The following is a 25,603-nucleotide window of genomic DNA, read 5'->3' on the forward strand; positions in this document are numbered from 1 at the left end:
TCGCTCATCTACCCGACCTTCGGGACCCGGCGCTGCTGCCGCAGCGCGGCCAGTACGTCGTCGGCCCGGACCCCACCGAGCAGCCGGCCGTCCTGATCGACGGCCACCCCGAGCCCCGACGGCGAGGACAGCGCGGCATCCAGTGCGAGCCGCAGGCTGCCACCGGGCCGGAAGAACGATCCCCCGCCGATTGTGCTGTCGTAGAGGCTACTTCCGTTGCGGTGCACCTCGACGCCCTCGGCGTTGATCCAGGCGAACGGCTTCCCGTCGGCGTGAGTCACCAGCGCCCAGTCCCCGGATGCCAGCTGCAACTGGTCGACGTCGCCCTCGGCGACCTGGCGGATGTCGTGCAGCGGCAGGCCGTTGGCCTCGAAGAACTGCAGCCCGCGGTAGCCGCGGTCGGCGCCGACGAATTCGGACACCAGTTCGTTGGCCGGGTTCGACAGCACGAAGGCCGGGTCGGCGTACTGCTGCAGCACCCCGCCGCGGCCGAACACCGCCACCATGTCCGCGAGTTTGACCGCCTCGTCGATGTCGTGTGTGACGAACACGATCGTCTTGCGCAATTCGCTTTGCAGCCGCAGGATCTCGTTCTGCAGCTCCTCACGCACCACCGGGTCGACGGCGCTGAACGGCTCGTCCATCAGCAGGATGGGCGGATCGGCGGCCAGCGCGCGGGCGACTCCCACTCGTTGCTGCTGCCCGCCGGACAGCTGCGACGGATAGCGTTGCGCCAGTTTCGGATCCAGGCCGACACGGTCCAGCACTTCGAGAGCGGCCCGGCGGGCGCTGCGCCGTGACTCGCCCTTGAGCACCGGGACGGTGGCGACGTTGTCGACCACCCGCTGGTGCGGCATCAGGCCCGCGCTCTGGATCACGTAGCCGATGCCGAGCCGCAGCTTGACCGGGTCGACCTTGGTGACGTCCTTGCCGTCGACGGTGAGCGTGCCCGAGGTCGGCTCGATCATCCGGTTGATCATCCGCATCGAGGTGGTCTTGCCGCAGCCGGACGGCCCGACGAAAGCCGCCAGGGTGCCTTCCGGGATGTCGATGGTGAGGTCGTCGACGGCCACGGTGCCGTCCGGGTAGCGCTTGGTGACGCCTGTGAACGTGATCATCGCGTCCTCACTTACCCGGCAGCGGTTGGTCGAAACCGTGTTCGGCGATCCAGCTTTCGGCCGCCTCATCGGGGTCCACACCCTCGTTACCCTCGACCGAGGTGTTCAGCGCGATCAGCGCCTCGGTGGTCAACTCGGCGCTCACCGCGTCCAGCACGGACTTCAGCGGACTCGACATCTTCTGGGATGCGACCAGCGGCACCACGTTTGCGGCGAGGAAGACACTCTCCGGGTCCTCGAGGACCACCAGGTTGCTCTTCTCGATGGCCGGCGAGGTGCTGAAGATATTGGCGGCGGTGACGGTTCCGCCGGTCAGCGCCTGCACGGTCGCGGGGCCGCCACCGTCGCTGATCGCGATGAAGTTCGCCGGCGAGATGTCCAGCCCGTACTTCTCCTTCAAGCCGACCAGACCGGTCTGACGGGTCTGAAACTCCGAGGGCCCACCGACTTTCACCTCCGCCGAGCGGGTGGCGAGATCGGCGATGGACTTCAGGTTCCAGCGCTGCGCCGTCTCCTCGGACACCGCCAGGGTGTCCTTGTCCTCGGCGGGCGAGGGATACAGGATCGACAGATCGCCGGGCAGCGCCTTGAGCAGCGCGATCAGCACCGCATCCGAGGTGGTCGCGGTCGCCTTCGCGTCGAAGTACTGCAGCAGGTTTCCGGTGTACTCCGGTATCAGGTCGATGGAGTGGTCCTGCACCGCGGGAATGTAGGTTTCTCGGCTGCCGATGCCGAACTGCCGTTTCACGGTGAAGCCGTTGGCCTCCAAGGCTTGGGCGTAGATCTCGGCGATGATCTTCGACTCGGTGAAGTCGGCCGAACCGACCGTGATCGACCGCAGGTCGCCGGACACCTCACCGCCGCCGAGCGGATTCGAGCTCCCGCAACCCGCGCTGAGCAGCGCGAGCAAAGCGGTGCAGACGACGATCAACTTACGGATGCTGCGCATACCGTCCCCTCGGCCCTTGGTGCGTCCCCGCGTGGCAATTTCTCGACAGTAACGGGCCACGACGCGACATGCCGGGCTTTGATTCAGCGTGAGGGGCTTTCGCGCGCCGAGAAAACAGGCAAGATGGCAGTATGAGCAATGATCCGTACGCGACCCCGCCCGACCCGGACTACCCGCTCGAACCCCTCGGACCCACCGATCCCGTCCCGCCGGTGACCGATACAGCAAACTCGACGTCGAAGAAGCAGGTCAAGTTCACCCGGGCCGCCGCCCTGTGGTCGGCGCTGGTGATCGGCCTGCTGATCCTCATCGTGCTGCTGATCTTCATCGCGCAGAACACCGCTTCCGCACAGTTCGCATTCCTCGGTTGGCATTGGAGCCTGCCGCTGGGGGTGGCGATCCTGGGCGCCGCGGTGTGCGGCGGGTTGCTCACCGTGGCCGTCGGCGCCGTCCGGATGCTGCAGTTGCGGCGCGCCGTGAAACGCCGGTAGCGCGCTACAGGGCGGCCAGGCCCTCCGCGATCAGCGGGGCGACAGCCTCGCCGACCCGAGCCGGCGCATCCGAGCCCTCGCGGCCGCGGAAGTCGATGCCGGCGGCGATGATGGCCAGCTTGAAATAGGCCAGCGCCATGTAGAACTCCCAGTTCTGCAGTTCCTGGCCGCTGGCCAGCGCGTAGCGCTGGGCCAGGTCGTCGGCCGGCGGCAGCAGGTCGGAGGTCCACGCCGCCCGCATGCCCAGCACATCGTCGAAATTCGGGTTGCGGTAGACGCACATCAGCGCCGCATCCGAGAGCGGGTCGCCGAGGGTGGACAGCTCCCAGTCCAGCACCGCACGCACCAGGGTGGGGTCGTTCTCATCCAGGATGGTGTTGTCGATGCGGTAGTCGCCGTGCACGATCGAGGCCCGCGGACTCGCCGGAATCCGTTCCGCCAGAGCCGAATGCAGACGCAACACATCATCGTCGCGGGCATCGTCGGGCAGCCGGACGTGCTCCCACTGCGAGCCCCAACGGCGCACCTGCCGTTCCAGGTAGCCGTCGGCCTTCCCGAAATCACCCAGGCCGACGGCCGCCGGGTCCACGGCGTGCAGATCGGCCAGCACCTTGATCAACGCGTCGACGGTCTTCTCGATCACCGCGGCGTCGCCGAGGGCGGCCAACTCGTCAGCGCTGCGAACCACGACACCGTCGACGTTCTCCACCATCTGGAACGGGGCGCCGAGCACCGAGTCGTCGTTGCGCATGGTGACCGCGCGGGCCACCGGCACGGCACTGCCGGCCAGCGCCGCGACCACCTTGTACTCGCGGGCCATATCGTGCGCCGACGGGGTCAGCCCGTGCAGCGGCGGGCGGCGCAGCACCCACTTGGACGCATCGTCGAATACCCGGAAGGTCAGGTTCGAGCGGCCGCCGGAGATCAGTTCGGCGCGCAGCTCCCCGGAGCGCGCGACACCCTCGGCGCGAAGGTGGCGGTCCAGTGCGTCCAGGTCCAGGCCGTCAAGATTGGTCACGGGGAATGTCTACCAGGGACCCGGTCAACGCATGTTCCGGGGCAGCAGGTCCCACACGTGCTCGGTCCCGTTGACCGATCCGACCATCAGCCGGCCCGACCGCGACGACAGCACCCGGGTCACCGAGACGTAGTCGACGTGGAAGGACAGCAGCCGCTCGGTGCCCAGGATGTGGTGCAGAGCCACATTGATCACCCCGCCGTGACTGAACACCGCGACGGTGTCCTCGTGGTCTCCCGCCGCGACCAGGTCCTCGACGGCGGCGATCACCCGTCCGGTGAACTCGGCCTCGTCGACCGCGCTGGGCAGCTTCCCGGCGGCCAGCCGGGCCATCTCCTCGGGGTTCTCCTTCGCGATCTGCTCGATCGGCACGTAATGGCCCAGGTCGCGGTCGTACTCGGCCAGTCTCGGATCGACCTCGACACTGAGCCCGAGCTTCTCCGACAGCGGGCCGGCGGTCTGGATGGCGCGCCGCTGCGGGCTGCTCACCAGCCGGTTGACCGGGAACCGGGCCAGCGCATCGGGAAGCCGGCGGGACTGCTCGATGCCCTGTTCGGAAAGCTGCGGGTCGGAGCCCTCACCGGGCTCACTGCGCAACGGGAGCGCATGTCGGATGAGAAGGAGTTGCACCGTGCCACCATATGGCCATGGGTTACCCGGCCGAATTGTTCGACCTCACCGACCGCGTCGCACTGATCACCGGCGGCAGCCGGGGACTCGGCCGGGAGATGGCGTTCGCCGCCGCGCGCTGCGGCGCCGATGTGGTGATCGCCAGCCGTAAGTACGACGCCTGCGTGGCCACCGCGGAAGAGATCACCGCCCAGACCGGGCGGGTGGCCTTCCCCTACCAGGTGCACGTCGGGCACTGGGATGAGCTCGACGGCCTGGTCGACGCCGCCTACGACCGGTTCGGCCATGTCGACGTGTTGGTGAACAACGCCGGGATGTCACCGCTGTACGACAAGCTGACCGACGTCTCGGAGAAGCTCTTCGACGCGGTGTTCAACCTCAATCTGAAGGGCCCGTTCCGGCTTTCCGCCCTGGTCGGCGAGCGGATGGTGGCGGCCGGCCGCGGCTCGATCATCAACGTCAGTACGCACGGCTCGTTGCGGCCGCACCCGTCGTTCGTCCCGTACGCGGCGTCCAAGGCCGGCCTGAACGCGATGACCGAGGCACTGGCGTTGGCGTACGGCCCCACCGTGCGGGTCAACACCTTGATGCCCGGGCCGTTCCTGACCGATATCAGCGCGGCCTGGGACTTCGGTGACGAGAACCCGTTCGGCCACAGCGCCCTGCAGCGCGCCGGACAGCCGCACGAGATCGTCGGCGCCGCACTGTTTCTGATGTCGGACGCCTCCAGCTTCACCACCGGGTCCATCCTGCGGGCCGACGGCGGGATCCCCTAAGGCGTCACGATGGTGAACCCGGGATCGGGCCGGTCCAGCACGCCGAGCAGGGTGGCCAGCGCCCCGGTGTCGCCGGTGACCTCGACACCCGGCGAGTCGGCGTCCCCGGCGGCCAGGGCCAGCAGCCGCATCTTCGTCGCGAACGTGACGGTGGCCGTGGCCGTCGCGGGGTCGGATCCATCTCCCGTCGCTCCGCTCGCCCGGCCGGCAACCCGGCGGTGCACCAGCACCCCGTTACGCAACGTCAGCCGGTAGTCGGCCGCGAGGTCGACGAACGTCACGTCGATGGTCAGGTCGAGATCCCAAGCGCACGGGCCGTTCACGTTGATGGCGAAGGTGTCGAAGATCTGCTCGGGGGTCAACTGGCCCAGTAGGGACGGCGAAGCCGCCGTGGTGGGCGTGCCGAAGACACCGTCGCGCAGTTCGGTGGCCCCGGACAGGAAGAAGTTGCGCCACACCGCGTTCTCGGCTCCGTAGGCGAGTTGCTCGAAGGTGTCCGCATAGAGTTCGCGCGCACCGGAGTGGCTCTCGTCGGTGAAGATGACGTGGTCCAGAAGCGTTGCCGCCCAACGGAAATCTCCGTCATCGAATGCCGCTCGAGCCACCTCGACGACCCTGTCGACGCCGCCCATGGCCGCGACGTAGCGCGGGCCCAGAGCTTGGGGCGGATGCTGCCAGAGCCGGCCCGGGTTGCCGTCGAACCAGCCCATGTAGCGCTGGTAGACGGCTTTGACGTTGTGACTGACCGAACCGTAGTAGCCGTGGGTGTGCCAGGCCTTCTCCAGCGCGGGCGGCATCTGGAACGTCTCGGCGATCTCGATCCCGGTGAAGCCCTGGTTGAGCTGACGCAGGGTCTGGTCGTGCAGATAGGCGTACAGATCCCGCTGCACCGACAGGAATTCGACGATGTTCTCCCGCCCCCAGGTCGGCCAGTGATGCGAGGCGAACACCACATCGGTGCGGTCACCGAAGGTGTCCAGGGCCTCGGTGAGGTAACCGGCCCAGCCATGCGGGTCGCGCACCAGTGCGCCGCGCAGGGTCAGCAGGTTGTGCAGATTGTGGGTGGCGTTCTCGGCCATGCACAGCGCCTTGAGCGCGGGGAAGTAGAAGTGCATCTCGGCGGGCGCCTCGGTGCCGGGCGCCATCTGGAATTCGATCTCGATGCCGTCGACGGTGTGCCTCTCACCGGTGCTGCGGATATCGACGGTCGGCACGATCAGCGCCACCTCACCGGTGGACGGGACCTGCCCCAGACCGCAGCCGACCTGCCCCTGCGGCCCGCGGTCCAGCAGCGCCCCGTACATGTAGGACGCGCGCCGGGCCATCGCGGTGCCGGCGTAGACGTTCTCCTGCACGGCGTGCTCGGTGAAGCCCTCCGGCGCCAGCACCGCGACCTCGCCGGCGTCGACCGCTTCCTGGGTGGTCACCCCCAACACGCCACCGAAGTGGTCGACGTGACTGTGGGTGTAGATGACCGCGCGGACCGCGCGCTCACCCCGGTGCGCCCGGTACAGCGCCAACGCGGCGGCCGCGGTCTCGGTGCAGACCAGTGGGTCGATGACGATGACCCCGGTGTCCCCCTCGATGAAGCTGATGTTGGACAGGTCCAGACCACGGACCTGGTAGATGCCAGGGACCACCTCGTAGAGCCCCTGTTTGGCGCACAGCTGGGATTGCCGCCACAGGCTCGGGTGCACGCTGTCCGGGGCGTCGACCGGGCTGGAACCGGACAAGAACGAGTACGAATCGTTGTCCCACACCACCCGACCATCGGCGGCGGTCACCACGCACGGGTCCAGACGGCCGAGAAAACCACGGTCCGCATCCGTGAAATCCCGGGTGTCCTCGAAGGGCAGGGTGCTGCGCTGTGCCCGGTTGGCGGTGGCGATGGCCTCGGTGGGCGGCTTGTGCTCCATACCCAGGACCCTGCCACCCGCGCTCGGGCCGCGCGCCCGATATCGTCCGGCTGACTCAGAGCCGGTGCAGCACGACGTCGGTCAGCGCGCCGTCGTTGATCGAAGCGGTCATATAGGTGCAGAACGGTTGACGCCGCCGGTCGGTGGGCGAGCCCGGATTGAGCAGACGCAGTCCGGTCGAGGCCGTCCCGTCCCACGGGATGTGGCTGTGCCCGAAGACCAGGACATCGGTGTCCGGATAGAGCCTGCCCATCCGCTCGTCACGCCCGCCGGACGCACCGGTCTCGTGGGTGACGGTGAACCGCACCCCGCCGAGCGTGACGTCGGCGCGTTCGGGCAGTCGCGACCGCAACTCGTCGCCGTCGTTGTTCCCCCAGCACGCCACCAGCAACCGCGCCCGGTCGTGCAGCCGGTCCAGCAGATCCGGGGTCACCCAGTCGCCGGCATGCACCACCACGTCGGCATCATCGACTGCTTCCCACACCGCGGCGGGCATGTCCCGCGCCCGCTTTGGTACGTGCGTGTCCGAAATCAGCAAAAGCCGCATCCTTGCCAGGCTATCGCAGCCATACCGTGTTGCTGGACCGGCTGCGTTCATTCACTGTCGCCGGTGCGTAAAACGGCTCTAAGCTGCATGTAATGCACATGAACGGCGCCAACCCCTGCTATCCCGCCGGCCTGGCGGTTTATCTGGTGTTTGTTTGCTGGTTGGCGTTCGGCTGGGGCGGTGTGCAGGTAACCACGATCGTCAGCTCGGTCGGCTTCGTTGCGTTCAGTGCACTTGCCTGCGCGTGCGCCGTCGTAGCCGCGCGCGCCGGGCGGGGCACCATCCGGGCCGGCTGGGCCGCGGTCGCCGTCGGATTCCTCGGCTGGGTGGCAGGCAGCCTGATCTGGGCGTACTACGAACTCGTCCGCGGGGTCGAGCCGCCGGTCCCGTCCGCCGCCGATATCGGGTTCCTGGCACTGCCCGTGGCCGTCGGTGTGGTGTGGGTGCTGCGGACCACCAACGGCAGGCTGTCGGCCTTCCGACAGCTCCTCGACGGCGCCGTCATCGCCTCCTCGCTGTTCCTGTTGGCGTGGGTGACGGCACTGCACGACGTGTTCGTCGAAAACCGTCTGAACAGCCTGCACTCCACGCTGACCGTCCTGTATCCGATAGCGGCGCTGACGATGGTCACCATGTCGATGCTGGTGTTGACCGCGGTCCCGCCGGGCCGCCGGTACATCCTCGGGCTGGTCACCGTCGGGCTGGTGGCCATCGCGCTGGGTCAGATCACCACGCTGTACGTGCGGATGTACGACGTGTCCCCGGCCAACCAGTTCCCGATCATCAGCAATGTCACCGGGCTGCTGATGATCGCGGCCGCCGCACACATGTCGGCCACCGAAAGACGTCCGCGGCATGCCGATGATCACCGTCCGCTGCGGACCACCATCCTGTGGCTGCCGTTCGCACCGATGCCGTTCGCGGTGCTGGCCGCCGCGATCCACCTGTGGCCCGATGCCGGTACCCGCCCGGTTCTGCTGGGCGCGGCGGTCCTGGTGATCGCCGCCCTGATCCGCCAGCTCACCGTGCTCGTCGAGAACCAGCATCTGCTCGAGGAGGTCGCCGAGCACGCGTTCCGGGATCCGCTGACGGGTCTGGCCAATCGGCTGCTGTTCACCGACCGCCTGGATCACGCCATGGTGTTGCATCACCGCGACGGGCGCCCGGTCGCGGTGCTGTCGCTGGACCTCGACGACTTCAAACTGGTCAACGACAACCTCGGGCACCACTGCGGCGATGCGCTGCTGCGTGAGATCGCGGACCGGTTGATGCGCAGCGTCCCCGAGGGCCAGACCGTCGCCCGCCTCGGTGGCGACGAGTTCGCGATCATCATCGAGGCCGGGCCGGAGACCCCCGAGGAAATCGCCGATCGCGTCATGCACGCCTTCGATCCCGCGTTCCACCTGGACGGGGAGGACGTGTACATACATCCCAGCGTGGGGCTGGCCGCCGCACCCAACCCGTGGGAGCCCGCGATCAGCACCGAGGAACTGCTCAAGCGGGCCGACGTGGCGATGTACGTGGCCAAGCGCTCCGGGGTGGGTGGCGTTCAGGTGTTCGTCCCCGGCATGCAGATCGGCACCGGCGACGGCGAGCCGGTCCGCGGGGACAGCGGCCAGATCCAGCTGCCCGCGGTCTCGGAGATCCGGATGCTCGGCCAGCTGCGCCGGGTCGTGGAGGGCCGGGAGCTCCGGATGGCCTACCAGCCGCAGATCTCGCTGGCCACCGGTGAGATCGTCGGTGTCGAGGCACTGGTGCGGTGGCCGCACCCCGAGCTGGGTCTGTTGACCCCCAACCAGTTCCTGCCGCTGATCCGGCGCAACAACCTGATGGGCGCGGTCACCGATCTGGTGCTCGAACAGGCGGCCCGCGACGTCGCGAGCTGGTACCAGCCCGGCATCCGGGAGATCCCGGTGGCGGTCAACCTGTTCGCGCCGTCATTCAACGACACCACACTGCCCGGTCGGATCGAGGCGGTGCTGGCCCGCCACGGGGTGCCGCCGGCGGCGGTGACCATCGAGCTCACCGAGCACTACCTGCTGGCCAATGTCCGGCAGGCGCGGCACGTCATCGAGCAACTGCGCGGGGCCGGGCTGCGGGTCTCCATCGACGATTTCGGCAGCGGATACTCGACCATGAGTTATCTGCGCGACCTGCCGATCGACGAGCTCAAACTGGACCGCAATTTCGTGGCCCCGATGCTGCACAATCCGCGGGCCGCGGCGATCGTGCATTCGGTGATCAAGCTCGCGCACACCCTCGGGATCACCAGCGTCGCCGAAGGCGTCGAGGACGCCGAGACCGTCGAGCTGCTGCGCGGTTACGGCTGCGGGGTGGCGCAGGGCAACTACTTCGCCGAGCCGACGTTCAGCACGGCACTGCACACCCAGCTGAAGACCTCTACCCGGCGAGCAGCTCCGCCATCCGCGGTATGACCGCCTGCAGTCCCTTGAGCGGCCTGATCATCACCTTGAACGAGACGATCTCGCCCTGCTCGTTCCAGTGGATCATGTCGATGCCGTCGACCACGATGCCGTCGAGGGTGGCGGTGAACTCCAGGATCGCCGAGCTCTCGCCGTACCACTGCTCCACGTAGCGGAAGTCGGTGCCGCCGAAGACCTTCGCCGCGGCGTTCAGATACATCGCGGTCTTGGCCCGGCCCTGCTGTGGGGTGAATACCGCCGGTGAGTAGAAGACCGCGTCCTCGGCCAGCAGCTCATCGAGTGCGGCCGAATCGTGATTGCCATCCGATGCTGTCGCGTAATCGATCCAACGCTGGATCACCTGCGGGGTCATGGACCCATACTGCCTGAGTGCGCCCGAAGGGATGCGAACCGCAGGCTCCGCTCCGCACTCAGACATCTCAGCGCTTCTTCTTGCGCCCGTCCGGGCCGGCGGGGAGCTTCAGCCCGTTTACCCACAGTTTCGTCAATGTGTCGACGACGTCGTCGAGATCACGCTCCCCGACGACAAGGACTTCCATCGCCATCCGGCTCACCATGCCGGACAACGCATAGGAGGTGAGCAGCGGGTCGAGGGACCGGTCCGCGAGCCCGCGGCCCTGCAATTCCGCGATATGGCGGGCATTACGTTCGACGAACTTTTCCGACCGGTGACGGCGTAGCGCTTCGAAATCGGTATCGATCGTGGCGACCTGCCGCATGAGCGCCATCAGTTTTGCGTTCCGCAGGTACGCGACCAGGTAGGCGCGGTTGCTGGCCTCGATCACTGCTGCGGGATCGTCCTCATCGGCGACATGCGGCATCCCGGGGTGCAGCATGTCGTCCTCTGCCGCCGCCAACACCGCGGCAAAGATCTCTTCCTTACTGGAGAAATACGTGTAGAAGGTTCCGGCCGAGCAATGTGCCTCCGCGGTGATGTCGGACAGCCGCGATCCGAGGAATCCGTCACGCTCGAACACCGTTCGTGCGGCGGTCACCAGCGCCGCGCGGGTGCGCAGGCCGCGGGCGGTACTCGGCAGCTCCTTCGCCTCGGGTGCCCCGACACGACGCCGGACATCGTCGGCGATGTCCGGCACGTCCTGCTCCCTCATGGCTCAAGTTCTACTGGAATCGGAATTCACCCTGCAACCGGTCAGAGCACCTTGAGTTCTTCGATGACCTCGGAGACAGATTTTTTCGCGTCACCGAACAGCATCGAGGTCTGGTTGAGGAAGAACAGCGGATTCTCGATACCGGCGTACCCCGAGGACATCGACCGCTTGAGCACGATCACCGACCGCGACTGGTCGACATTGAGGATCGGCATGCCGTGAATCGGCGAACTCGGATCACTGCGCGCCGCCGGATTGGTGACGTCGTTGGCGCCGATCACGATGGTGACGTCGGTACGGTTGAACTCACCGTTGACGTCGTCCATCTCCCTCATCGCGTCATAGTCGACGTCGGCCTCCGCCAGCAGCACATTCATATGCCCCGGCATACGCCCTGCCACCGGATGGATCGCGTATTTGACCTCCACGCCCCTGGCTTCGAGCAGGTTGGACATCTCCTTCACCGCATGCTGTGCCTGGGCGACGGCCAGACCGTAACCAGGCACCACGATGACCTGGTTGGCGTAGGCCATCTGGATCGCCGCGTCGGCGGCGGAGGTCGCCTTGACCGCGCCCTGTTCTGTGGTCGTGACGGCGCCACCGTCGGCACCACCATCACCGCCGAACGAGCCGAACACGATGGCGGGGATGGACCGGTTCATCGCCTTGGCCATCAGGTTGGTCAGGATCGAGCCCGAAGCGCCCACGATCATGCCCGCGACGATCATTACGGAGTTGTCGAGCGCCAGACCCGCAGCAGCAGCGGACAGTCCGGTCAATGCATTCAACAAGCTGATGACGACCGGCATATCGGCGCCACCGATCGGTAGCACCACGAACAGGCCCATGATCCCGGCGAGCACCAGTACCAGCGCGATCGTCCACCCGGGGCTGCCGCGGCCCGCGTTCAGTCCTATGCAGACCGCCGCAGCCACCGCCCCGAGCAGTAGCACCACATTACATACCTGAAAGAGCTTGGCGGACTTGACGAGTGACGCCTCGACCTTCCTCGGGATGGACTCCTGCAGCTTCAGGAACGCCACCAGTGAACCCCAGAATGACACCGACCCGATGATCGCCGCGAATAGCGATCCCACCACCAGGGCCACCGTGGGGTGCTGCTCGGCGGTGAAACGGGCAAACCCGTCGGTCTCGATGAACTCGGCCCATGCGATCAGTGCGACAGTGCCGCCACCCACACCGTTGAACAGCGCGACCAACTGCGGCATCGCGGTCATCTTGGTCTTCTTCGCCGGCGGTACCCCGAGCAGCACGCCGACCGCCAATCCGGCCGCGATCAGAATCCAGTTGACGGTGGCAGTGTCGCGCACCGAGATCAGCGTGGCCAGCACGGCGATGCCCATGCCGGCGGCCGCGATCCAGTTGCCGCGTACCGCGGTCTTGGGTCCGGTCAGGCCGGACAGCCCCACGATGAACATCCCGAAGGACAGGATGTAGAGAACAGTGACGATGTGGTTGTTCACTTCTCCACGCCCATCCGGCTTACGCCTTCATTGCCGATATTCCCTGTCGGAATTGAAAGTCCGACGATGATGCTGAGTACCGCGAGCGCACAGGCGGCCAGGTAGGCCATGGCCTCAAGCGTCTCGCCGGCACCGAAAACCGGGACAGCCAGGGCCAGCAGCGAGGCCGCCGTGAGCAAGACGTTGACCAGGTAGTTCACTTCTTCTCTCCAACAACATGTTTGGGGATTCGATGCTTGTCCTTGAACATGCTGAGCATTCGATCCGTCACGAGGAATCCACCGATCACGTTCAAGGTTCCGAAGATGAGCGCGACGAGGGCGATGATCCGTACCCCCCAGCCGGCGTCGCCGGGCAGGTGCCCCAGCACGATCAGTGCGCCCAGGACCACGATCCCGTGGATGGCGTTGGTACCCGACATCAGCGGCGTGTGCAGCGTGTTCGGCACCTTGGAGATCACCGCGAACCCGACGAAACCGGACAACACCAAAATCGCCACGTTGGCCAGCAACTGGTCATACATGTTCGTTCATCTCCCGGTCGGCGGGCAGGCAGCGGCTGACACAGGCGGCAGCGAGGATCTCATCGGAGAAATCCGGGGCGACCGCAGAGTCGGTGATGATCAACTCCAGCAGCGCGGTCAGGTTCTTGGAGTACAACTCACTGGAATGCTCCGGCATGGTTGCGGGCAGGTTCATCGGCGAGCAGATCGTCACACCGTGTCTGGTGACGGTCTGGCCGGGCTCGGTGAGCTCACAGTTGCCGCCGGTCTCGCCGGCCAGATCCACCACCACCGAACCGGGCCTCATCGCCTCAACCGCGGCGGCTGTCACCAGCCGCGGAGCGGGACGTCCCGGCACCAGCGCGGTGGTGATCACCACATCGCTTGCGGCGATGGCCTTCTCCAGTGCCCGCTGCTGCTGGACACGCTCCTCGGCGGTGAGTTCACGGGCGTACCCGCCCTCGCCCGCCGCATGAATCTCCAGGTCGAGCCAGGACGCGCCGACGGACCGGACCTGGTCGGCCACTTCCGGGCGGACGTCGTAGCCGGTGGTGCGGGCACCGAGCCGCCTGGCGGTCGCCAACGCCTGCAGACCGGCCACGCCGACGCCCAGCACCAGCACCGTCGCCGGTTTCACCGTGCCGGCTGCCGTGGTGAGCATCGGAAAGAACCGGGTGGATTCCGAGGCGGCCACCAGCACCGCCTTGTACCCGGCCACATTCGCCTGGGAGCTCAAGGCATCCATGGCCTGGGCTCGCGAAATCCGCGGAATCGCTTCCACCGCAAAGGCCTGCACGCCGGCCCCGGTGAGCGCAGCGATCTGATTCTCGGCATCTCGCGGGGCCAGGTGCCCGATCAGGGTCTGTCCTCGGCGCAGCCGGGCCACCTCGGCATCGGAGGGTGGCGCTACCTTGAGCACCACATCGGCAGACCACGCATCCCCGGTCGTCGCTCCCGCGGCGATGTACGACGCGTCGGGTAACAGCGCACGCGCACCGGCGCCGGGCTCGACCACCACGGCAAGCCCTTGACCGATCAATGACGCCACCGCCTTGGGCACCAGCGCAACCCGCCGCTCGTCGGCACCGGATTCGGCCACCACGCCCACCGTCAACGGGGTTTCCTCGTGGTGCACAGCGCCGGCATGAACGTCTGTCATAACGAAGTACTCTCTGGTCTCGGGTGGGTCACCGGAGCAACGCCCGGCTCATGACGACCCGTTGAATCTGGTTGGTGCCCTCGTAGATCTGCGTGATCTTCGCGTCGCGCATCATCCGCTCGACGGGGAAGTCGACGGTGTAGCCGGCACCCCCGAACAGTTGAACGGCGTCGGTGGTCACCTCCATGGCGACATCGGAGGCGAAACATTTCGATGCGGCGGAGATGAATCCGAGTTCTGTCTCGCCACGCTCGGCACGTGCCGCCGCGGAGTACACCATCAGGCGGGCCGCCTCGATCTTCATGGCCATATCGGCGAGCATGAACTGCACGCCCTGGAAGTCGGAGATCGACTTCCCGAACTGCTTGCGGTCCTTGGTGTAAGCCAGCGCAGCGTCGAACGCTCCCTGTGCGATACCGACTGCCTGTGCCCCGATGGTCGGTCGCGTGTGATCCAGCGTCGCCAGCGCCGTCTTGAACCCGGTACCCGGATCACCGATCATCCGGTCCCCCGGAATTCGACAATTCTCGAAGTACAGCTCCGTCGTCGGCGATCCCTTGATCCCCAGCTTGCGTTCCTTGGGCCCGACGGTGAAGCCCTCATCGTCGGCGTGCACGACGAACGCAGAGATCCCGTTGGCGCCCTTGTCCGGATCGGTCACGGCCATCACCGTGTACCACGACGATCTACCGCCGTTGCTGATCCACGCCTTGGTGCCGTTGAGGATCCAGTCCTCGCCGACCGCTTTGGCCCGTGTCCTCATCCCCGCGGCGTCACTGCCGGCCTCCCGCTCCGACAGCGCGTAGGACGCCAGACTGCCGTCCACGAGATCGGGCAGCACCGTCTTCTTCAATTCCTCGGAGCCATGGAGGATCAGCCCCATGGTGCCCAGCTTGTTGACCGCCGGGATCAACGACGCCGAGGCGTCCACCCTGGCCACTTCTTCGATGACGATGCATGCGGCGACGGAGTCCGCGCCCTGGCCTCCGTAGGCTTCGGGGATGTGCACGGCGTTGAAGCCCGAGGTGTTCAAGGCCGTGAGCGCCTCCTCCGGGAACCGGGCATGCTCGTCGACCTCGGCCGAGTAGGGCGCGATCTCTTTCTCCGCCAGCCCGCGGATGGCGGCGCGCAACTCTTCGTGTTCCTCGGGCAGCTGGTACAGGTTGAAATCGGCTTGTGCTGTCAGACTGGGCATCTGATCACTCCCCTGCCATGAACGCCAGCCGGCCCACTGTGCTGCCCTCGCCGAGACGTGCCAAACCGTCGGGCACATCGGCCAGTCCGAGTCGTTCGCCGATGAGCGGCCGCACCACACCGAGGTCGGCCAGCCTGGTCAGCTCGTCATGGCATTCGCGCACCGGTGCGGAGTTCTGGGTGTTGTACAGCCCCCAGTGCAGCCCGATGATCGAATAGTTCTTGACCAGTGCATGATTGAGCCCCGGTGTAGGAATGGTGCCGCCTGCGAATCCGATGATCAGGATGCGGCCCTCGAACGCAATGCATTTGGTGGACTTCGTGTATGAATCGCCGCCGACCGGGTCGAAGACCACGTCCGCTCCGCGACCACCGGTGACGGCCTTGACCACCTGGACGAAGTCCTGTTCGCGGCGATCCACCACCACGTCGGCACCGAGTTCGGCGGCGTAGGCGGCCTTGTCCGCACCCCCGACGACTCCGATCACGGTGGCTCCGGCGGCCTTGCCCAGTTGGACGGCCGCGCTGCCGACACCACCTGCCGCCGCGTGCACCAGCAGCGTCTCGCCCGCCAGCAACTGGGTCCGGCGGTGCAGGGCGAACCAGGCCGTCTGATAGCCGACGGTCAGTACCGCGGCCTCCGCGTCGTCCAACGACCGCGGGGCGGGGAACACCGTCGAGACCGGCATGACCGCCGACTCGGCGAATCCACCGTGCTCCGGGGTGGCCACACCGATGACACGGTCACCGATATCGAAGCCGGAGACCCCATCCCCCAGCGCGGTGATCTCGCCGCACAGTTCTGAACCCGGCGTGAAGGGCAACGGTGGTTTCACCTGGTACTCACCGAGGCACAGCAACACATCCGCGAAATTCGCGGCGGCCGCACGGACCCGGACCCGGACGTGCCCGGGCGACGGTGTCAGTTCCTCCACGTCCCGCAGCCGCAGCACGTCGCGGGGCTGACCCAATTCTTCAACACGCCAAGCCTTCATAGTCCTCAGTCCCTTGCTCGAGATTTCATCGGTTCGGCATTCATCGGTTCGGTTCAGATCGGTTCGATGTCGGCCCCATTCACGCCGCCGGGGCCCAGACCCGTTGCGCGGACGCCGATCGGCTGCGGTTCGTGGTGACGGGTAACTCGACCCATCTAATATGAAGTTGAGGCCAAGTTCAAGTCTGTGGGCCGCAGGAGATCCGGTGAATTCTGCCGAATCCGCCGTCCCCGAAGACACCACGCTACCCGCGACAGTTGTTACGAGACAGCCAGTTTGGCTATGCCGTCAGCGATGCCGATCGATGAGTTCCAGGCTGCGACGCTCCATCAGCACCGTCAGCCGGCCGAATGCCCGGAAGGCCGGGTTGGTGGTCTGGCCGTGGTAGTAGCGGTAGTAGATCTGCTGACAGATCGCCGCGGTGCGGAACAACCCGAAGATCTCATAGAAGGCCCATTCCCGTTCGCTGAGACCGATATTCGTCCGGGTGCAGTAGTAGTCCACCACCTGCCGCCGGGACAACATGCCGGCGACCTGCGTCGGTTGACGGCGAAACTCGTGGAGATCCGGTTCGTCGTCGGCCTCGATCCAGTACGCCAGGGCGCCACCGAGATCCATCAACGGGTGGCCGATGGTGGCGAGCTCCCAGTCCAACAGACCGACGGGGCTGTGCGGATGTTCCCTGTCGAAGACGAGGTTGTCGAAACGGAAATCATTGTGAATCAGACAGGACCGATCGTCGACCGGTTCGTTCTCGTCGAGCCACGCCATCACCGACTCGAAGTCGCCGACATCGGGTGTCATGGCCTGTCGATAGCGCTTGGACCATCCACCCAACTGACGGTGGATGTAGCCCTGGCCCCGGGACAGCCAGCCCAGCTCGGCTGCAGTGGGGTCGAGCTGGTGCAGGTCGATCAGGACATCCAGCGCACGAGTACACAGTGTGGTGATCTCGTCGGCGGAAAGCTCCATCTCCGGCGGGAAGTCCTGGCGGGGAATGTGCCCGTCGACCCGTTCCATCACGTAGAACGGGGTGCCGATCACCTCGACATCCTCACAGAGGCCCACCATGGTGGGCACGTACCCGAACACCGGGCGCAGCGCATGCTGGATGCGGTACTCCCGGGACATGTCGTGGGCGCCGGCCGATTTGTGCCCGCCCGGCGGCCGGCGCAGGATCAGGTCCCGGTCCGGTAAGCGCACCAGATAGGTGAGGTTGGAGGCGCCGCCGGAGAACTGCCGAACCTCCGGGCGGCCCGGCACGGCAAAACCGTGTTCGCCGAGCCAGGCGCACAGACGGTCGACGTCGAAAGCATCCTCGGCGCGCACCGCCGTGGCATCGGCGACCTCGACGGCCTGCGCGGAATCATGCGGAAGGCTAGACATATTTGGCCAACTCCAGTCTGCTGATCACTCCGAGATGCACCTCATCGGGTCCGTCGGCGAGCCTCAGTTGACGCGCCAACGACCACGCGCCGGCCAGCGGGAAGTCATCCGAGAGCCCACCTCCACCGTGGATCTGCATGGCGAAGTCGACGACCTCCTGCACCACACCCGGCACGTGGGCCTTGATCTGGCTGACCTCACCGAGCGAGCCACCTGGCCCGACCGTGTCCAGCTTCCACGCCGCATTCAGCACGAGCAGACGGGCCGTGTCGATCGCGATGCGGGCCTTGGCGATCCGTTCCTTGTTGCCACCCAGTTCGACCAGCGGCTTACCGAATGCGGTCCGCTCACTGCCACGTCGGCAGGCCAGTTCCAGAGCCATCTCGGCCAATCCGATCAAACGCATGCAGTGATGCACCCGGCCCGGCCCCAACCGGCCCTGTGCAATCTCGAAGGCGCGCCCCGGGCCGAGCAGGACATTCGTCGCGGGGACCCGCACATCGGTGAAGGACACCTCACCGTGGCCGAAGGGCTCGTCGTAGCGGCCCATCGCCGGGAGCAGACGCTCGACGTGCACACCCGGCGCATTGCGCGGCACCAGGACCATGGTGTGCCGGGATCGCCTCGGCGCGAGAGGATCTGACACACCCATGAAGATGAGCACCTCGCATCGGGGATGCCCGATGCCGGTGGTCCACCACTTTCGCCCGTTGATCACGATGTCGTCACCGTCGTTGACGGCGGTGGCAGCCATGTTGGTGGCATCCGAGGAGGCCACCCCCGGTTCGGTCATCGCGAACGCCGACTGGATGGACCCGGCCAGCAGCGGTTCCAGCCATCGTTCGCGCTGCTCGGCCGTGCCGTACCGGAGCAGCACCTCCATGTTGCCGGTATCCGGGGCATTGCAGTTGAAGACATACGGCGCCAATTCCGACCGTCCCGTCTCCTCGGCGATCGGCGCGTACTCCACGTTGGTCAATCCCAGTCCGCCACTCGTGCCGAACCGCTCTGCGTAGTCGCCGGCATGTTCAGCCGGCAGGAACAGGTTCCACAGGCCGGCCGCCCGGGCCTTGGCCCGCAACTCGTCCAGCAACCGCAGGGGTTCCCACGGGTTTCCTCCGCCGGTGCGCAGGGCGGATACCTCAGCGTGATACCGCTCCTCGACCGGTGTGATCTCGGCGGCGATGAAGGCGCGGACGCGGTCGAGAAGTTCGACTGCGCGAGAGGAGGGTTCGGGATTCATGGGCTTGACCCTACCCCGGCTATTGAGCAATGCTCAATAGGTGGCCAACAAGAAGAGTTCCGGTGGGAGCCCGCGTCCCGCATTGCGGCTCAATTTCGGTGATCGGCGAGATCAGTTGCTGGCCATCGGATTAGGAATCCTGGTCAAGGAGCCGATCCACACCTTGTCGCTGGACGAAGTGGCCAAGAAGGCCGGCATCTCCCGCAGTCTGCTGTTCCACTACTTCCCGACCAAGAGCGACTACTTCGATGCGGTACTCGATGTCGCGGCCCAGCGTGTGCTCGACAACACGGCGCCACCCGCCGACGCCCACCCGGATGCGGCACTACGCCACATCGTGGGCGCGCTGTTCGAACAGATCGATCGACGCCGTGAGTTCTACCTGGCGTTCATCTTCGGCCAGGGCGCGCTCACCCTGGGCGGGGACCGGGTCGCAACCCTGCGCGCCGACCTCGGTGGACGTGTGGTGGACGCCCTGGAACTGGGCGAACGCCCGGGTGCGGTGACCACCGTGCACGCCTGGGTCGCCTACGTGGAAGATCTTGCATTGCAGTGGAGCAGCGTGCCGGCCTCCGACCGCGGCGACACACTCGCCGAGCGGGTCGATCATTGCATTGCCGCGCTGCACAGTCTGATCGCCCTGCAACCCGGTGCCCGGTAGCACCGGCCGCATACGTCATCCGGCCACCGTCGTCGGCGGCGCAGCACGACCGGTGAGCATCTCGGCCAGCACCCCGCGGTCGATCGCGCGTTTGAGTATCTTGCCGGTCGACCCCGTCGGCAACCGATCGACGAACTGCACCACCCGCGGGATCTTGTACGCCGACAGTCGCTCTCGGGCCCAGGCCATTATCTCCGCGGCGTCGGTACGTGACCCTGGACCCACCACGACGACGGCGGCAACCTCTTCGCCGTAATGCTCGTGCTCGATACCGACCACCGCAGCCTCGATGATGTCGGGATGTTCGTAGAGCACAGCCTCGACCTCACTGGGATACACGTTGTAACCCCCGCGGATGATGAGCTCCTTGGCTCGGCCCACGATCCGTACGTTGTGCTCGGCGTCCATCTCCCCGATATCGCCGGTACGGAACCAGCCGTCCGCTGACAACACCTCGGCGGTGGCGTCCGGACGGTGGTGGTATCCGCGCATCACCGTCGGGCCTTTGATATAGACCTCCCCGGCGGTATTCGGTGCGGCGGGCAGGCCGGCAGCATCGCGAACCTCGACGGCGGTGTGGAACGCCGCTGTCCCGACGCTCCCGGGTGGCGCATGCGGACCGCCGTAGGTGCCGATCGCGGTGGTCTCGGTCAATCCGTAGGCCTCCAGCAAGGTGCAGCCGAACGTTTCCTGGAATGCGGAGTTGACGGCACCGGGCAACGACGCACCCCCGGAGATCGCCAGGCGAAGGTTGATGAAGTCGGCCGCGGACGCACCAGCGGCATCGTGCAACATGGCATTCCACATCGTCGGCACCCCGCACATGACCGTCAGCCGGTCGCGGCGCAGCATGTCCAGCATCGCCTCGGCGGAGAACCGCGGCAGCAAGGACATGCTCGCACCGGCGGTGAGCGCCAGCATCAGCACCGCCGTCTGACCGAAGACGTGGAACAACGGCAGCCCGGTGCCGATCCGGTCTGCGGGTGTGGCGCCGGCCAGCCGCACGGCGATCTCACCCGCGGCCAACACATTCCCGACGGTCAGCTCGGCGCCCTTGGGCCGCCCGGTGGTCCCGGAGGTGAACAGGATGACGGTGACATCCTCGCCGGCACCGTCATGTGCGGTGGCCGGCGACTCGCCGGCGCCGGTCTCGGCCCCTTCGGTGAGGCTCCACACCGGCACTCCGGCGGTGGCCGCCGCCTCGGAGGCGACGGTACCCAGCTCATGCCAGGCAATCACCAGCGTGCAGCCCGCCTCGGCGATGAAGTACTCCAACTCGGCTCGTGTCGACATGGTGTTGACCGGCACCACCACCGCCCCGAGCGCCTGTACGCCGAGGTAGGCAACCACGAACTCGGGAACCGTCGGAGCGATCAGCAGAACTCGTTGCCCCGCAACGACGCCCTGCCGGTGTAGGGCACCGGCGTAGGCCAGGACGTCGTTGCGGAGCCGCCCATAGGACCAACGGTCCAGGGCACCTTCGATGGCGGTCTGCTCGGGTTGCCGCCCGGCCTGGGTCAGCAATGGGGTGATGACGTTGACCACGTCCGCCTTTCCGTCCATGGGGTGTCAGTGCCGTCGGGTCAGCGGGGCAAGTCGACCAACTCCGCGAGCCGCGCCCGGTGCCGGCCCGGAGTACCCAGTGCGATCTGGTCGGCCTTGGCCCGCTTGAGATACAGATGCACCGGGTGTTCCCAGGTCATTCCGATACCCGCGTGCATCTGCACCGCCTCCTCGGCGGCGGTGACGGCCACCTCGGCGCAATAAGCCTGGGCGACACTGGCGGCCACCGATGCGTCGGGATCACCGGCCGCAGCGGTTGCGGCGGCATACCGCGCAGCGGCAGCCGCGGACTCGACGCCGGTGTACAGGTCTGCCAGTCGGTGCTTGAGCGCCTGGAATCCACCCACAATTCTGCCGAACTGGCGCCGTTCCTTGACGTAGTCGACCGTGGCGTCCAGGCACCACCGGGCAAGACCGAGCTGCTCCGACGCCAGCAGGGCTGCCCCCACCTCCAGCGCTCTTTGGATCACGTCGGCCGCATCACCGGTCAGCAATGTGCCCGCCGCACCGTCCAATGTAACGTGGGCGAGTTGCCTCGTCATATCCAGTGAGACAACGGGAGTCAGTGTGGCCTCGCCGGAAGGCACTGCGTACAAAGCGGTTCCGTCCGGCGTCGAGGCTGGGACCAGCAGTATATCGGCCTCCAAGGCGCCGGCCACGCTGGTGATCGTGCCGGTGAGCCGACCGTCGAGCTCCTGGACCGTCCTCACGTCGGCGGTCGGGCAGGTCGACCAGGCGACGGCCAGTGCCGCCGTCTGCTCGCCCTGAGCTATCCGGCCCAGCAGGTCGGTGTCGGACTCCAGGAGCGCCGTGGTCGCGATCACCGCGCTGGTCAGGAACGGCACCGGCGCGACCCTGCGGCCGAGTTCCTCCAACACCACCGCGGCCTCCCGCAGGGAGCCGCCCGCACCCCCGCGCTCCTCGGGTATCAGGAGCCCGCCCAGCCCGATCTCGACCGACAATGCCTTCCACAGCCCATCGACGACCGCCCGGTCGGCGTCGTACATCCGGGTGACGGCGTCCGGGTCGCACCGTGCGTCGAGCAGACTCCGCACGCTGGCGCGCAGCTCTTCCTCGACTTCGGTGTAGAGCAGGTCGAGTTCGGTCACTTGGCCGTCTCCTTCCAGGGAATGTCCTTGTCGACGCGGGCTTCGGCGGGCAGACCCAGCACTCGTTCGCCGATGATGTTGCGCAGGATCTCCGAGGTACCACCCTCGATGGAGTTGCCCTTGGCGCGCAGGTAGCGGTAACCCGCGTCGCGACCGCAGAGATCGACGCTGGTGGGCCGCACCATGGTCCAATCCGAATAGTGCAGGCCCTCTTCGCCGAGCAGTTCCAGCTCCAGACCCGTCAGCTTCTGGTTCAGTGCGGCGAACGTCAGCTTCATCGCCGACCCTTCGGGCCCGGGTTGGCCGAGCGCGAGCTTCTGCCGCAGGCGCGTCCCGGCGAGGCGGGCCACCTCGGCATCCACCCAGTGCCGCATCAACCGGTCGTGCAGCTCCGGTGTCCGTTGCTCGGGGCGACTGCGCCAGGTGCCGGTGACCGTGCCGATCATCCCGCCTTCACGGGGCGCCGCCTGCCCGCCGATGGCCACCCGCTCGTTGTTGAGCGTGCCGTTGGCCACTGCCCAACCCTGCCCCACGTCGCCGAGCCGCTGATCGTCGGGAATCCGCACATCAGTGAGGAAGACCTCGTTGAACTCGGCCTCGCCGGTGAGCTGCCGGAGCGGGCGTACCTCGACCCCGGGGACAGTCATATCGCACAGGAAGAAGGTCATACCGCGGTGCTTGGGAATGTCGGGGTTGCTGCGGGCCAACAGGATCCCGAACCGGGCGTTCTGTGCGTCCGACGTCCACACCTTCTGGCCGTTGACCACCCAGTCCTCGCCGTCGGAGACCGCACGGGTGGCGACGGCCGCGAGATCCGAGCCGGCGCCGGGCTCACTGAACAGCTGGCACCAGATCTCCTCCCCGGTCCACAACGGCCGCAGGTAACGCCGCTTCTGTTCCTCGGTGCCGAAGGCCAGGATGGTCGGTGCCGCCATGCCGAGCCCGATGATGTTCGATTCCGGCCTGTTGTTCGGGGCACCGGCCCGGTCCAACAAGGCATCGACCTCGAGCTGCCAGGCCGCCGGCAGGCTCAACCCGCCGTGGCCCTGCGGATAGGACACCCGAGCCAGTCCGGCGTCGTAGCGGGCCCGTAGGAATTCCAGCCGCTCCACCGTCGCAGGATCGTGGGCCGCCAGAAAGTTCTCGACCCGATCTCGCAACTCCTGCAGTGTCATCACTTTCGCACCTTTCTCGCGGAGCTGCACCGCGCTATCGCTCACGTGTCACCCGTGGTGAGGCTCACGCCGCCGTCGACGACGACGGTCTGACCGGTCATCCAGGCCGAGTCCTCGGACAGCAGGAAGGCCACCACACTGCCGATGTCGTCCGGCTCGCCGAGCCGTTTGAGCGGGTAGCCCTGGGCCACCAGATCTGCACGGCCCTCGTAAAGGGCTGCAGCGAATTTCGTCTTCACCACTGCGGGTGCCACTCCGTTGACGCGGATGGCGGGGCCGAGTTCGACGGCAAGCAGTTCGGTGATGGAGTTGAGCATCGCCTTGGTCGCGCCGTAGAACCCGATCCCGGGTTCGGTGCGAATCGCCGAGAGCGAGGAGACGTTGACGATGACACCGGCGTTGTCCTTCATCCACGCCCGGTGGACCTTTTGCACCCACGACAGAGTGGAGATGCAGTTGACCTCGACGATCTTGCGTGCCGCAGCGAGATCGAGCTCCAGCACCGGGCCGAAGGTCGGATTGATACCGGTGTTGTTCACCAGGAAGTCGATGCTGCCGAAGGTCGAGATCGCCTGGTGCACAGTGTCATCCTGATGGCCGAGATCGTCGGCCTTACCGGCGACGGCCAGCGCGTTCGCGGGTCCACCCAACTGTGCGACGGCCTCATCGAGTGCGTCCTTACCGCGGGCGGTGATCACCACCTTTGCCCCGTCGGCCACCAACCGTTGTGCGATGCCCAGCCCGATACCACGGCTGGCACCGGTCACGATCGCGGTCTTACCCGTGAATCGGCCGCTCACGAAAGACGTTCGATGATCATGGCCATGCCCTGGCCGCCGCCGACACACATGGTCTCCAGGCCGAACTGCTTGTCATGCCATTGCAGCGAGTTGATCAGGGTGCTGGTGATGCGGGCACCACTCATCCCGAACGGGTGACCGACCGCTATGGCGCCACCGTTGACGTTCAACCGGTCCAGGTCCAGACCCAGCTCACGTGCGGACGGAACAACCTGCGCGGCAAAGGCTTCATTGATCTCCGCCAGGTCGATATCGCCGATCGTCATGCCTGCGCGGGCCAGTGCTTGGCGGGACGCCTCGACCGGCCCCAGCCCCATGATCTCCGGGGAGAGACCGGAGACACCGGTGCTGACGATACGGGCCAGCGGAGTGAGGCCCAGCTGCTTTGCCAAGGTGTCCGACATGATCACGATCGCGGCCGCACCATCGTTGAGCGCACAGCAGTTGCCGGCGGTGACGGTGCCGTCGGGCCGGAAAGCCGGCTGCAGCGAAGACAATCCCTCCAGGGTCACCCCCGCGCGGGGACCGTCATCCTTGCTGACCACGGTGCCGTCCGGCAGCGTCACCGGTGTGATGTCACGGTCCCAGAAGCCGTCGGCGATCGCGGCTTCGGCGAGGTTCTGGCTACGCACCGCGAACGAATCCTGCTCGGCTCGTGTGACACCCGCGAACTGTGCGACGTTCTCAGCGGTCTGTCCCATGGCGATGTAGACATCGGGTAGCGAGCCCTCATCGCGGGGGTCCGCCCAGGTCTGCCCACCGGCGGCGAAGGCCGCGGTGCGGGCCTTGGCCTCGTCGAAAATCGGGTTCTCGGTATCGGGCAGGCCATCGGCGGCGCCCTTGAAGAAACGGCTCACCGTCTCCACGCCGGCCGAGATGAAGGCCTCACCCTCGCCGGCCTTGATCGCGTGGAAAGCCATCCGGGTGGTCTGCAGGCTGCTGGAGCAGTAGCGGTTGACGGTCACGCCGGGCAGATAATCCATACCTGCCAGTACCGCAACGACTTTCCCGAGGTTGTGCCCAGCCTCACCCGCGGGTTGACCGCAACCCAGCATCAGGTCGTCGATCGCCTTCGGGTCCAGCTCGGGCACCTTCGCGAGAGCGGCCGAAACCATCTGGACGGTCAGGTCGTCCGCGCGCATATCCTTCAGCGATCCCTTGCCGGCCCTGCCGATCGGCGATCGGGCAGTCGAGACAATAACGGCTTCGGGCATCAACGCTCCTTTGAAGGTTCCAGACAGGTGTTCAGGCCAAACAGGTGAAAAGTCACCCACCGATGTTCCAGCGTGCTGGAAAACCGTTTCTATGGCCTATATCTGGCGCACTTCTCCCCC

25 protein-coding genes are annotated in these 25,603 nt (G+C 66.6%); 4 read left to right on the forward strand and 21 right to left on the reverse strand.

Features of this window, described 5'->3' with window-relative positions:
* Positions 1-8: 8 nt before the first annotated feature.
* Positions 9-1,118 carry an ABC transporter ATP-binding protein gene (locus K0O62_RS27190; RefSeq protein WP_073857242.1) on the reverse strand — a complete coding sequence of 370 codons (1,110 nt, stop codon included), beginning with the start codon at positions 1,116-1,118 and terminating at the stop codon, positions 9-11.
* 7 nt (positions 1,119-1,125) lie between these two features.
* Entirely contained in the window at positions 1,126-2,067 is a 942-nt protein-coding gene (locus K0O62_RS27195) for an ABC transporter substrate-binding protein (RefSeq protein WP_073857243.1), read from the reverse strand.
* Positions 2,068-2,198: 131 nt separating this feature from the next.
* Here K0O62_RS27195 and K0O62_RS27200 point away from each other — a divergent pair, with 131 nt between their 5' ends.
* Positions 2,199-2,558, forward strand: coding sequence for a LapA family protein (locus K0O62_RS27200; protein WP_073857244.1), 360 nt, complete (start codon positions 2,199-2,201; stop codon positions 2,556-2,558).
* A 4-nt stretch (positions 2,559-2,562) separates the two neighbouring features.
* On the opposite strand, the gene K0O62_RS27205 is transcribed toward K0O62_RS27200, so the two are convergent.
* Both K0O62_RS27205 and K0O62_RS27210 read right to left on the reverse strand, forming a co-directional pair.
* The gene (locus tag K0O62_RS27205) at positions 2,563-3,576 is read right to left on the reverse strand and encodes a phosphotransferase family protein (protein WP_073857245.1); all 1,014 of its coding nucleotides are present in this window, start codon (positions 3,574-3,576) and stop codon (positions 2,563-2,565) included.
* Between the two features lie 24 nt (positions 3,577-3,600).
* Positions 3,601-4,206: a histidine phosphatase family protein gene (locus K0O62_RS27210; RefSeq protein WP_073857246.1), complete on the reverse strand. Its 606-nt coding sequence runs from the start codon at positions 4,204-4,206 to the stop codon at positions 3,601-3,603.
* A 17-nt stretch (positions 4,207-4,223) separates the two neighbouring features.
* On the opposite strand from K0O62_RS27210, the gene K0O62_RS27215 reads away from it, so the two are divergent.
* Positions 4,224-4,982: an SDR family NAD(P)-dependent oxidoreductase gene (locus K0O62_RS27215; RefSeq protein ID WP_073857368.1), complete on the forward strand. Its 759-nt coding sequence runs from the start codon at positions 4,224-4,226 to the stop codon at positions 4,980-4,982.
* On the opposite strand, the gene K0O62_RS27220 is transcribed toward K0O62_RS27215, so the two are convergent.
* Both K0O62_RS27220 and K0O62_RS27225 read right to left on the reverse strand, forming a co-directional pair.
* Positions 4,979-6,898, reverse strand: coding sequence for an alkyl/aryl-sulfatase (locus tag K0O62_RS27220; protein ID WP_073857247.1), 1,920 nt, complete (start codon positions 6,896-6,898; stop codon positions 4,979-4,981). The two genes, K0O62_RS27215 and K0O62_RS27220, sit on opposite strands and share 4 nt — an antisense overlap.
* Before the next feature lie 55 nt (positions 6,899-6,953).
* On the reverse strand, positions 6,954-7,445 hold the full coding sequence (locus K0O62_RS27225) for a metallophosphoesterase family protein (RefSeq protein WP_073857248.1): 492 nt from the start codon (positions 7,443-7,445) through the stop codon (positions 6,954-6,956).
* Between the two features lie 92 nt (positions 7,446-7,537).
* Here K0O62_RS27225 and K0O62_RS27230 point away from each other — a divergent pair, with 92 nt between their 5' ends.
* Positions 7,538-9,880, forward strand: a complete 2,343-nt coding sequence (locus K0O62_RS27230; RefSeq protein WP_073857249.1) for a putative bifunctional diguanylate cyclase/phosphodiesterase — start codon at positions 7,538-7,540, stop codon at positions 9,878-9,880.
* Here K0O62_RS27230 and K0O62_RS27235 read toward each other — a convergent pair.
* From K0O62_RS27235 to K0O62_RS27280, 10 genes are all read right to left on the reverse strand, one after another.
* On the reverse strand, positions 9,846-10,241 hold the full coding sequence (locus K0O62_RS27235) for a nuclear transport factor 2 family protein (RefSeq protein WP_073857250.1): 396 nt from the start codon (positions 10,239-10,241) through the stop codon (positions 9,846-9,848). The two genes, K0O62_RS27230 and K0O62_RS27235, sit on opposite strands and share 35 nt — an antisense overlap.
* A 67-nt stretch (positions 10,242-10,308) precedes the next feature.
* The gene (locus tag K0O62_RS27240) at positions 10,309-10,998 is read right to left on the reverse strand and encodes a TetR/AcrR family transcriptional regulator (RefSeq protein WP_079244482.1); all 690 of its coding nucleotides are present in this window, start codon (positions 10,996-10,998) and stop codon (positions 10,309-10,311) included.
* A 41-nt stretch (positions 10,999-11,039) separates the two neighbouring features.
* Positions 11,040-12,482: an NAD(P)(+) transhydrogenase (Re/Si-specific) subunit beta gene (locus K0O62_RS27245; RefSeq protein ID WP_073857251.1), complete on the reverse strand. Its 1,443-nt coding sequence runs from the start codon at positions 12,480-12,482 to the stop codon at positions 11,040-11,042.
* Complete coding sequence (locus tag K0O62_RS27250) at positions 12,479-12,682, reverse strand: hypothetical protein (RefSeq protein WP_073857252.1); 204 nt, start codon at positions 12,680-12,682, stop codon at positions 12,479-12,481. Before K0O62_RS27250 ends, K0O62_RS27245 begins: the two co-directional genes overlap by 4 nt.
* Positions 12,679-13,005 (reverse strand): NAD(P) transhydrogenase subunit alpha part 2, encoded by a 327-nt coding sequence (locus K0O62_RS27255; protein ID WP_073857253.1) that lies wholly within the window; start codon positions 13,003-13,005, stop codon positions 12,679-12,681. The genes K0O62_RS27250 and K0O62_RS27255 overlap by 4 nt, the downstream gene beginning before the upstream one ends.
* Positions 12,998-14,143: an NAD(P) transhydrogenase subunit alpha gene (locus tag K0O62_RS27260; RefSeq protein WP_073857254.1), complete on the reverse strand. Its 1,146-nt coding sequence runs from the start codon at positions 14,141-14,143 to the stop codon at positions 12,998-13,000. Before K0O62_RS27260 ends, K0O62_RS27255 begins: the two co-directional genes overlap by 8 nt.
* A gap of 28 nt (positions 14,144-14,171) precedes the next feature.
* Positions 14,172-15,338: an acyl-CoA dehydrogenase gene (locus tag K0O62_RS27265; RefSeq protein WP_073857255.1), complete on the reverse strand. Its 1,167-nt coding sequence runs from the start codon at positions 15,336-15,338 to the stop codon at positions 14,172-14,174.
* Positions 15,339-15,342: 4 nt separating this feature from the next.
* A complete protein-coding gene (locus tag K0O62_RS27270; RefSeq protein WP_073857256.1) occupies positions 15,343-16,332 on the reverse strand; it encodes an NADPH:quinone oxidoreductase family protein in 990 nt (329 codons plus the stop codon).
* Between the two features lie 288 nt (positions 16,333-16,620).
* Positions 16,621-17,718, reverse strand: a complete 1,098-nt coding sequence (locus tag K0O62_RS27275; RefSeq protein WP_073857257.1) for a phosphotransferase family protein — start codon at positions 17,716-17,718, stop codon at positions 16,621-16,623.
* Positions 17,711-18,961 carry an acyl-CoA dehydrogenase family protein gene (locus K0O62_RS27280; protein WP_073857258.1) on the reverse strand — a complete coding sequence of 417 codons (1,251 nt, stop codon included), beginning with the start codon at positions 18,959-18,961 and terminating at the stop codon, positions 17,711-17,713. Before K0O62_RS27280 ends, K0O62_RS27275 begins: the two co-directional genes overlap by 8 nt.
* A gap of 40 nt (positions 18,962-19,001) precedes the next feature.
* Between K0O62_RS27280 and K0O62_RS27285 the strand changes: the two genes are divergently transcribed.
* A complete protein-coding gene (locus tag K0O62_RS27285; RefSeq protein ID WP_097934183.1) occupies positions 19,002-19,622 on the forward strand; it encodes a TetR/AcrR family transcriptional regulator in 621 nt (206 codons plus the stop codon).
* Between the two features lie 15 nt (positions 19,623-19,637).
* Here the strand turns inward: K0O62_RS27285 and K0O62_RS27290 are convergent, their stop codons facing one another.
* From K0O62_RS27290 to K0O62_RS27310, 5 genes are read right to left on the reverse strand one after another with little or no spacing between them, the layout of a single operon-like run.
* Positions 19,638-21,167, reverse strand: a complete 1,530-nt coding sequence (locus tag K0O62_RS27290; RefSeq protein WP_073857370.1) for a class I adenylate-forming enzyme family protein — start codon at positions 21,165-21,167, stop codon at positions 19,638-19,640.
* Between the two features lie 38 nt (positions 21,168-21,205).
* A complete protein-coding gene (locus K0O62_RS27295) occupies positions 21,206-22,294 on the reverse strand; it encodes an acyl-CoA dehydrogenase family protein (protein ID WP_073857260.1) in 1,089 nt (362 codons plus the stop codon).
* Entirely contained in the window at positions 22,291-23,469 is a 1,179-nt protein-coding gene (locus tag K0O62_RS27300) for an acyl-CoA dehydrogenase family protein (RefSeq protein ID WP_073857371.1), read from the reverse strand. The genes K0O62_RS27295 and K0O62_RS27300 overlap by 4 nt, the downstream gene beginning before the upstream one ends.
* 41 nt (positions 23,470-23,510) lie before the next feature.
* Positions 23,511-24,269, reverse strand: coding sequence for an SDR family oxidoreductase (locus K0O62_RS27305; protein WP_073857261.1), 759 nt, complete (start codon positions 24,267-24,269; stop codon positions 23,511-23,513).
* Positions 24,266-25,483 (reverse strand): acetyl-CoA C-acetyltransferase, encoded by a 1,218-nt coding sequence (locus tag K0O62_RS27310; protein ID WP_073857262.1) that lies wholly within the window; start codon positions 25,481-25,483, stop codon positions 24,266-24,268. The genes K0O62_RS27305 and K0O62_RS27310 overlap by 4 nt, the downstream gene beginning before the upstream one ends.
* Positions 25,484-25,603: the final 120 nt, after the last annotated feature.

The sequence above is a fragment of the Mycolicibacterium diernhoferi genome, from assembly GCF_019456655.1.
GTDB lineage: Bacteria > Actinomycetota > Actinomycetes > Mycobacteriales > Mycobacteriaceae > Mycobacterium > Mycobacterium diernhoferi.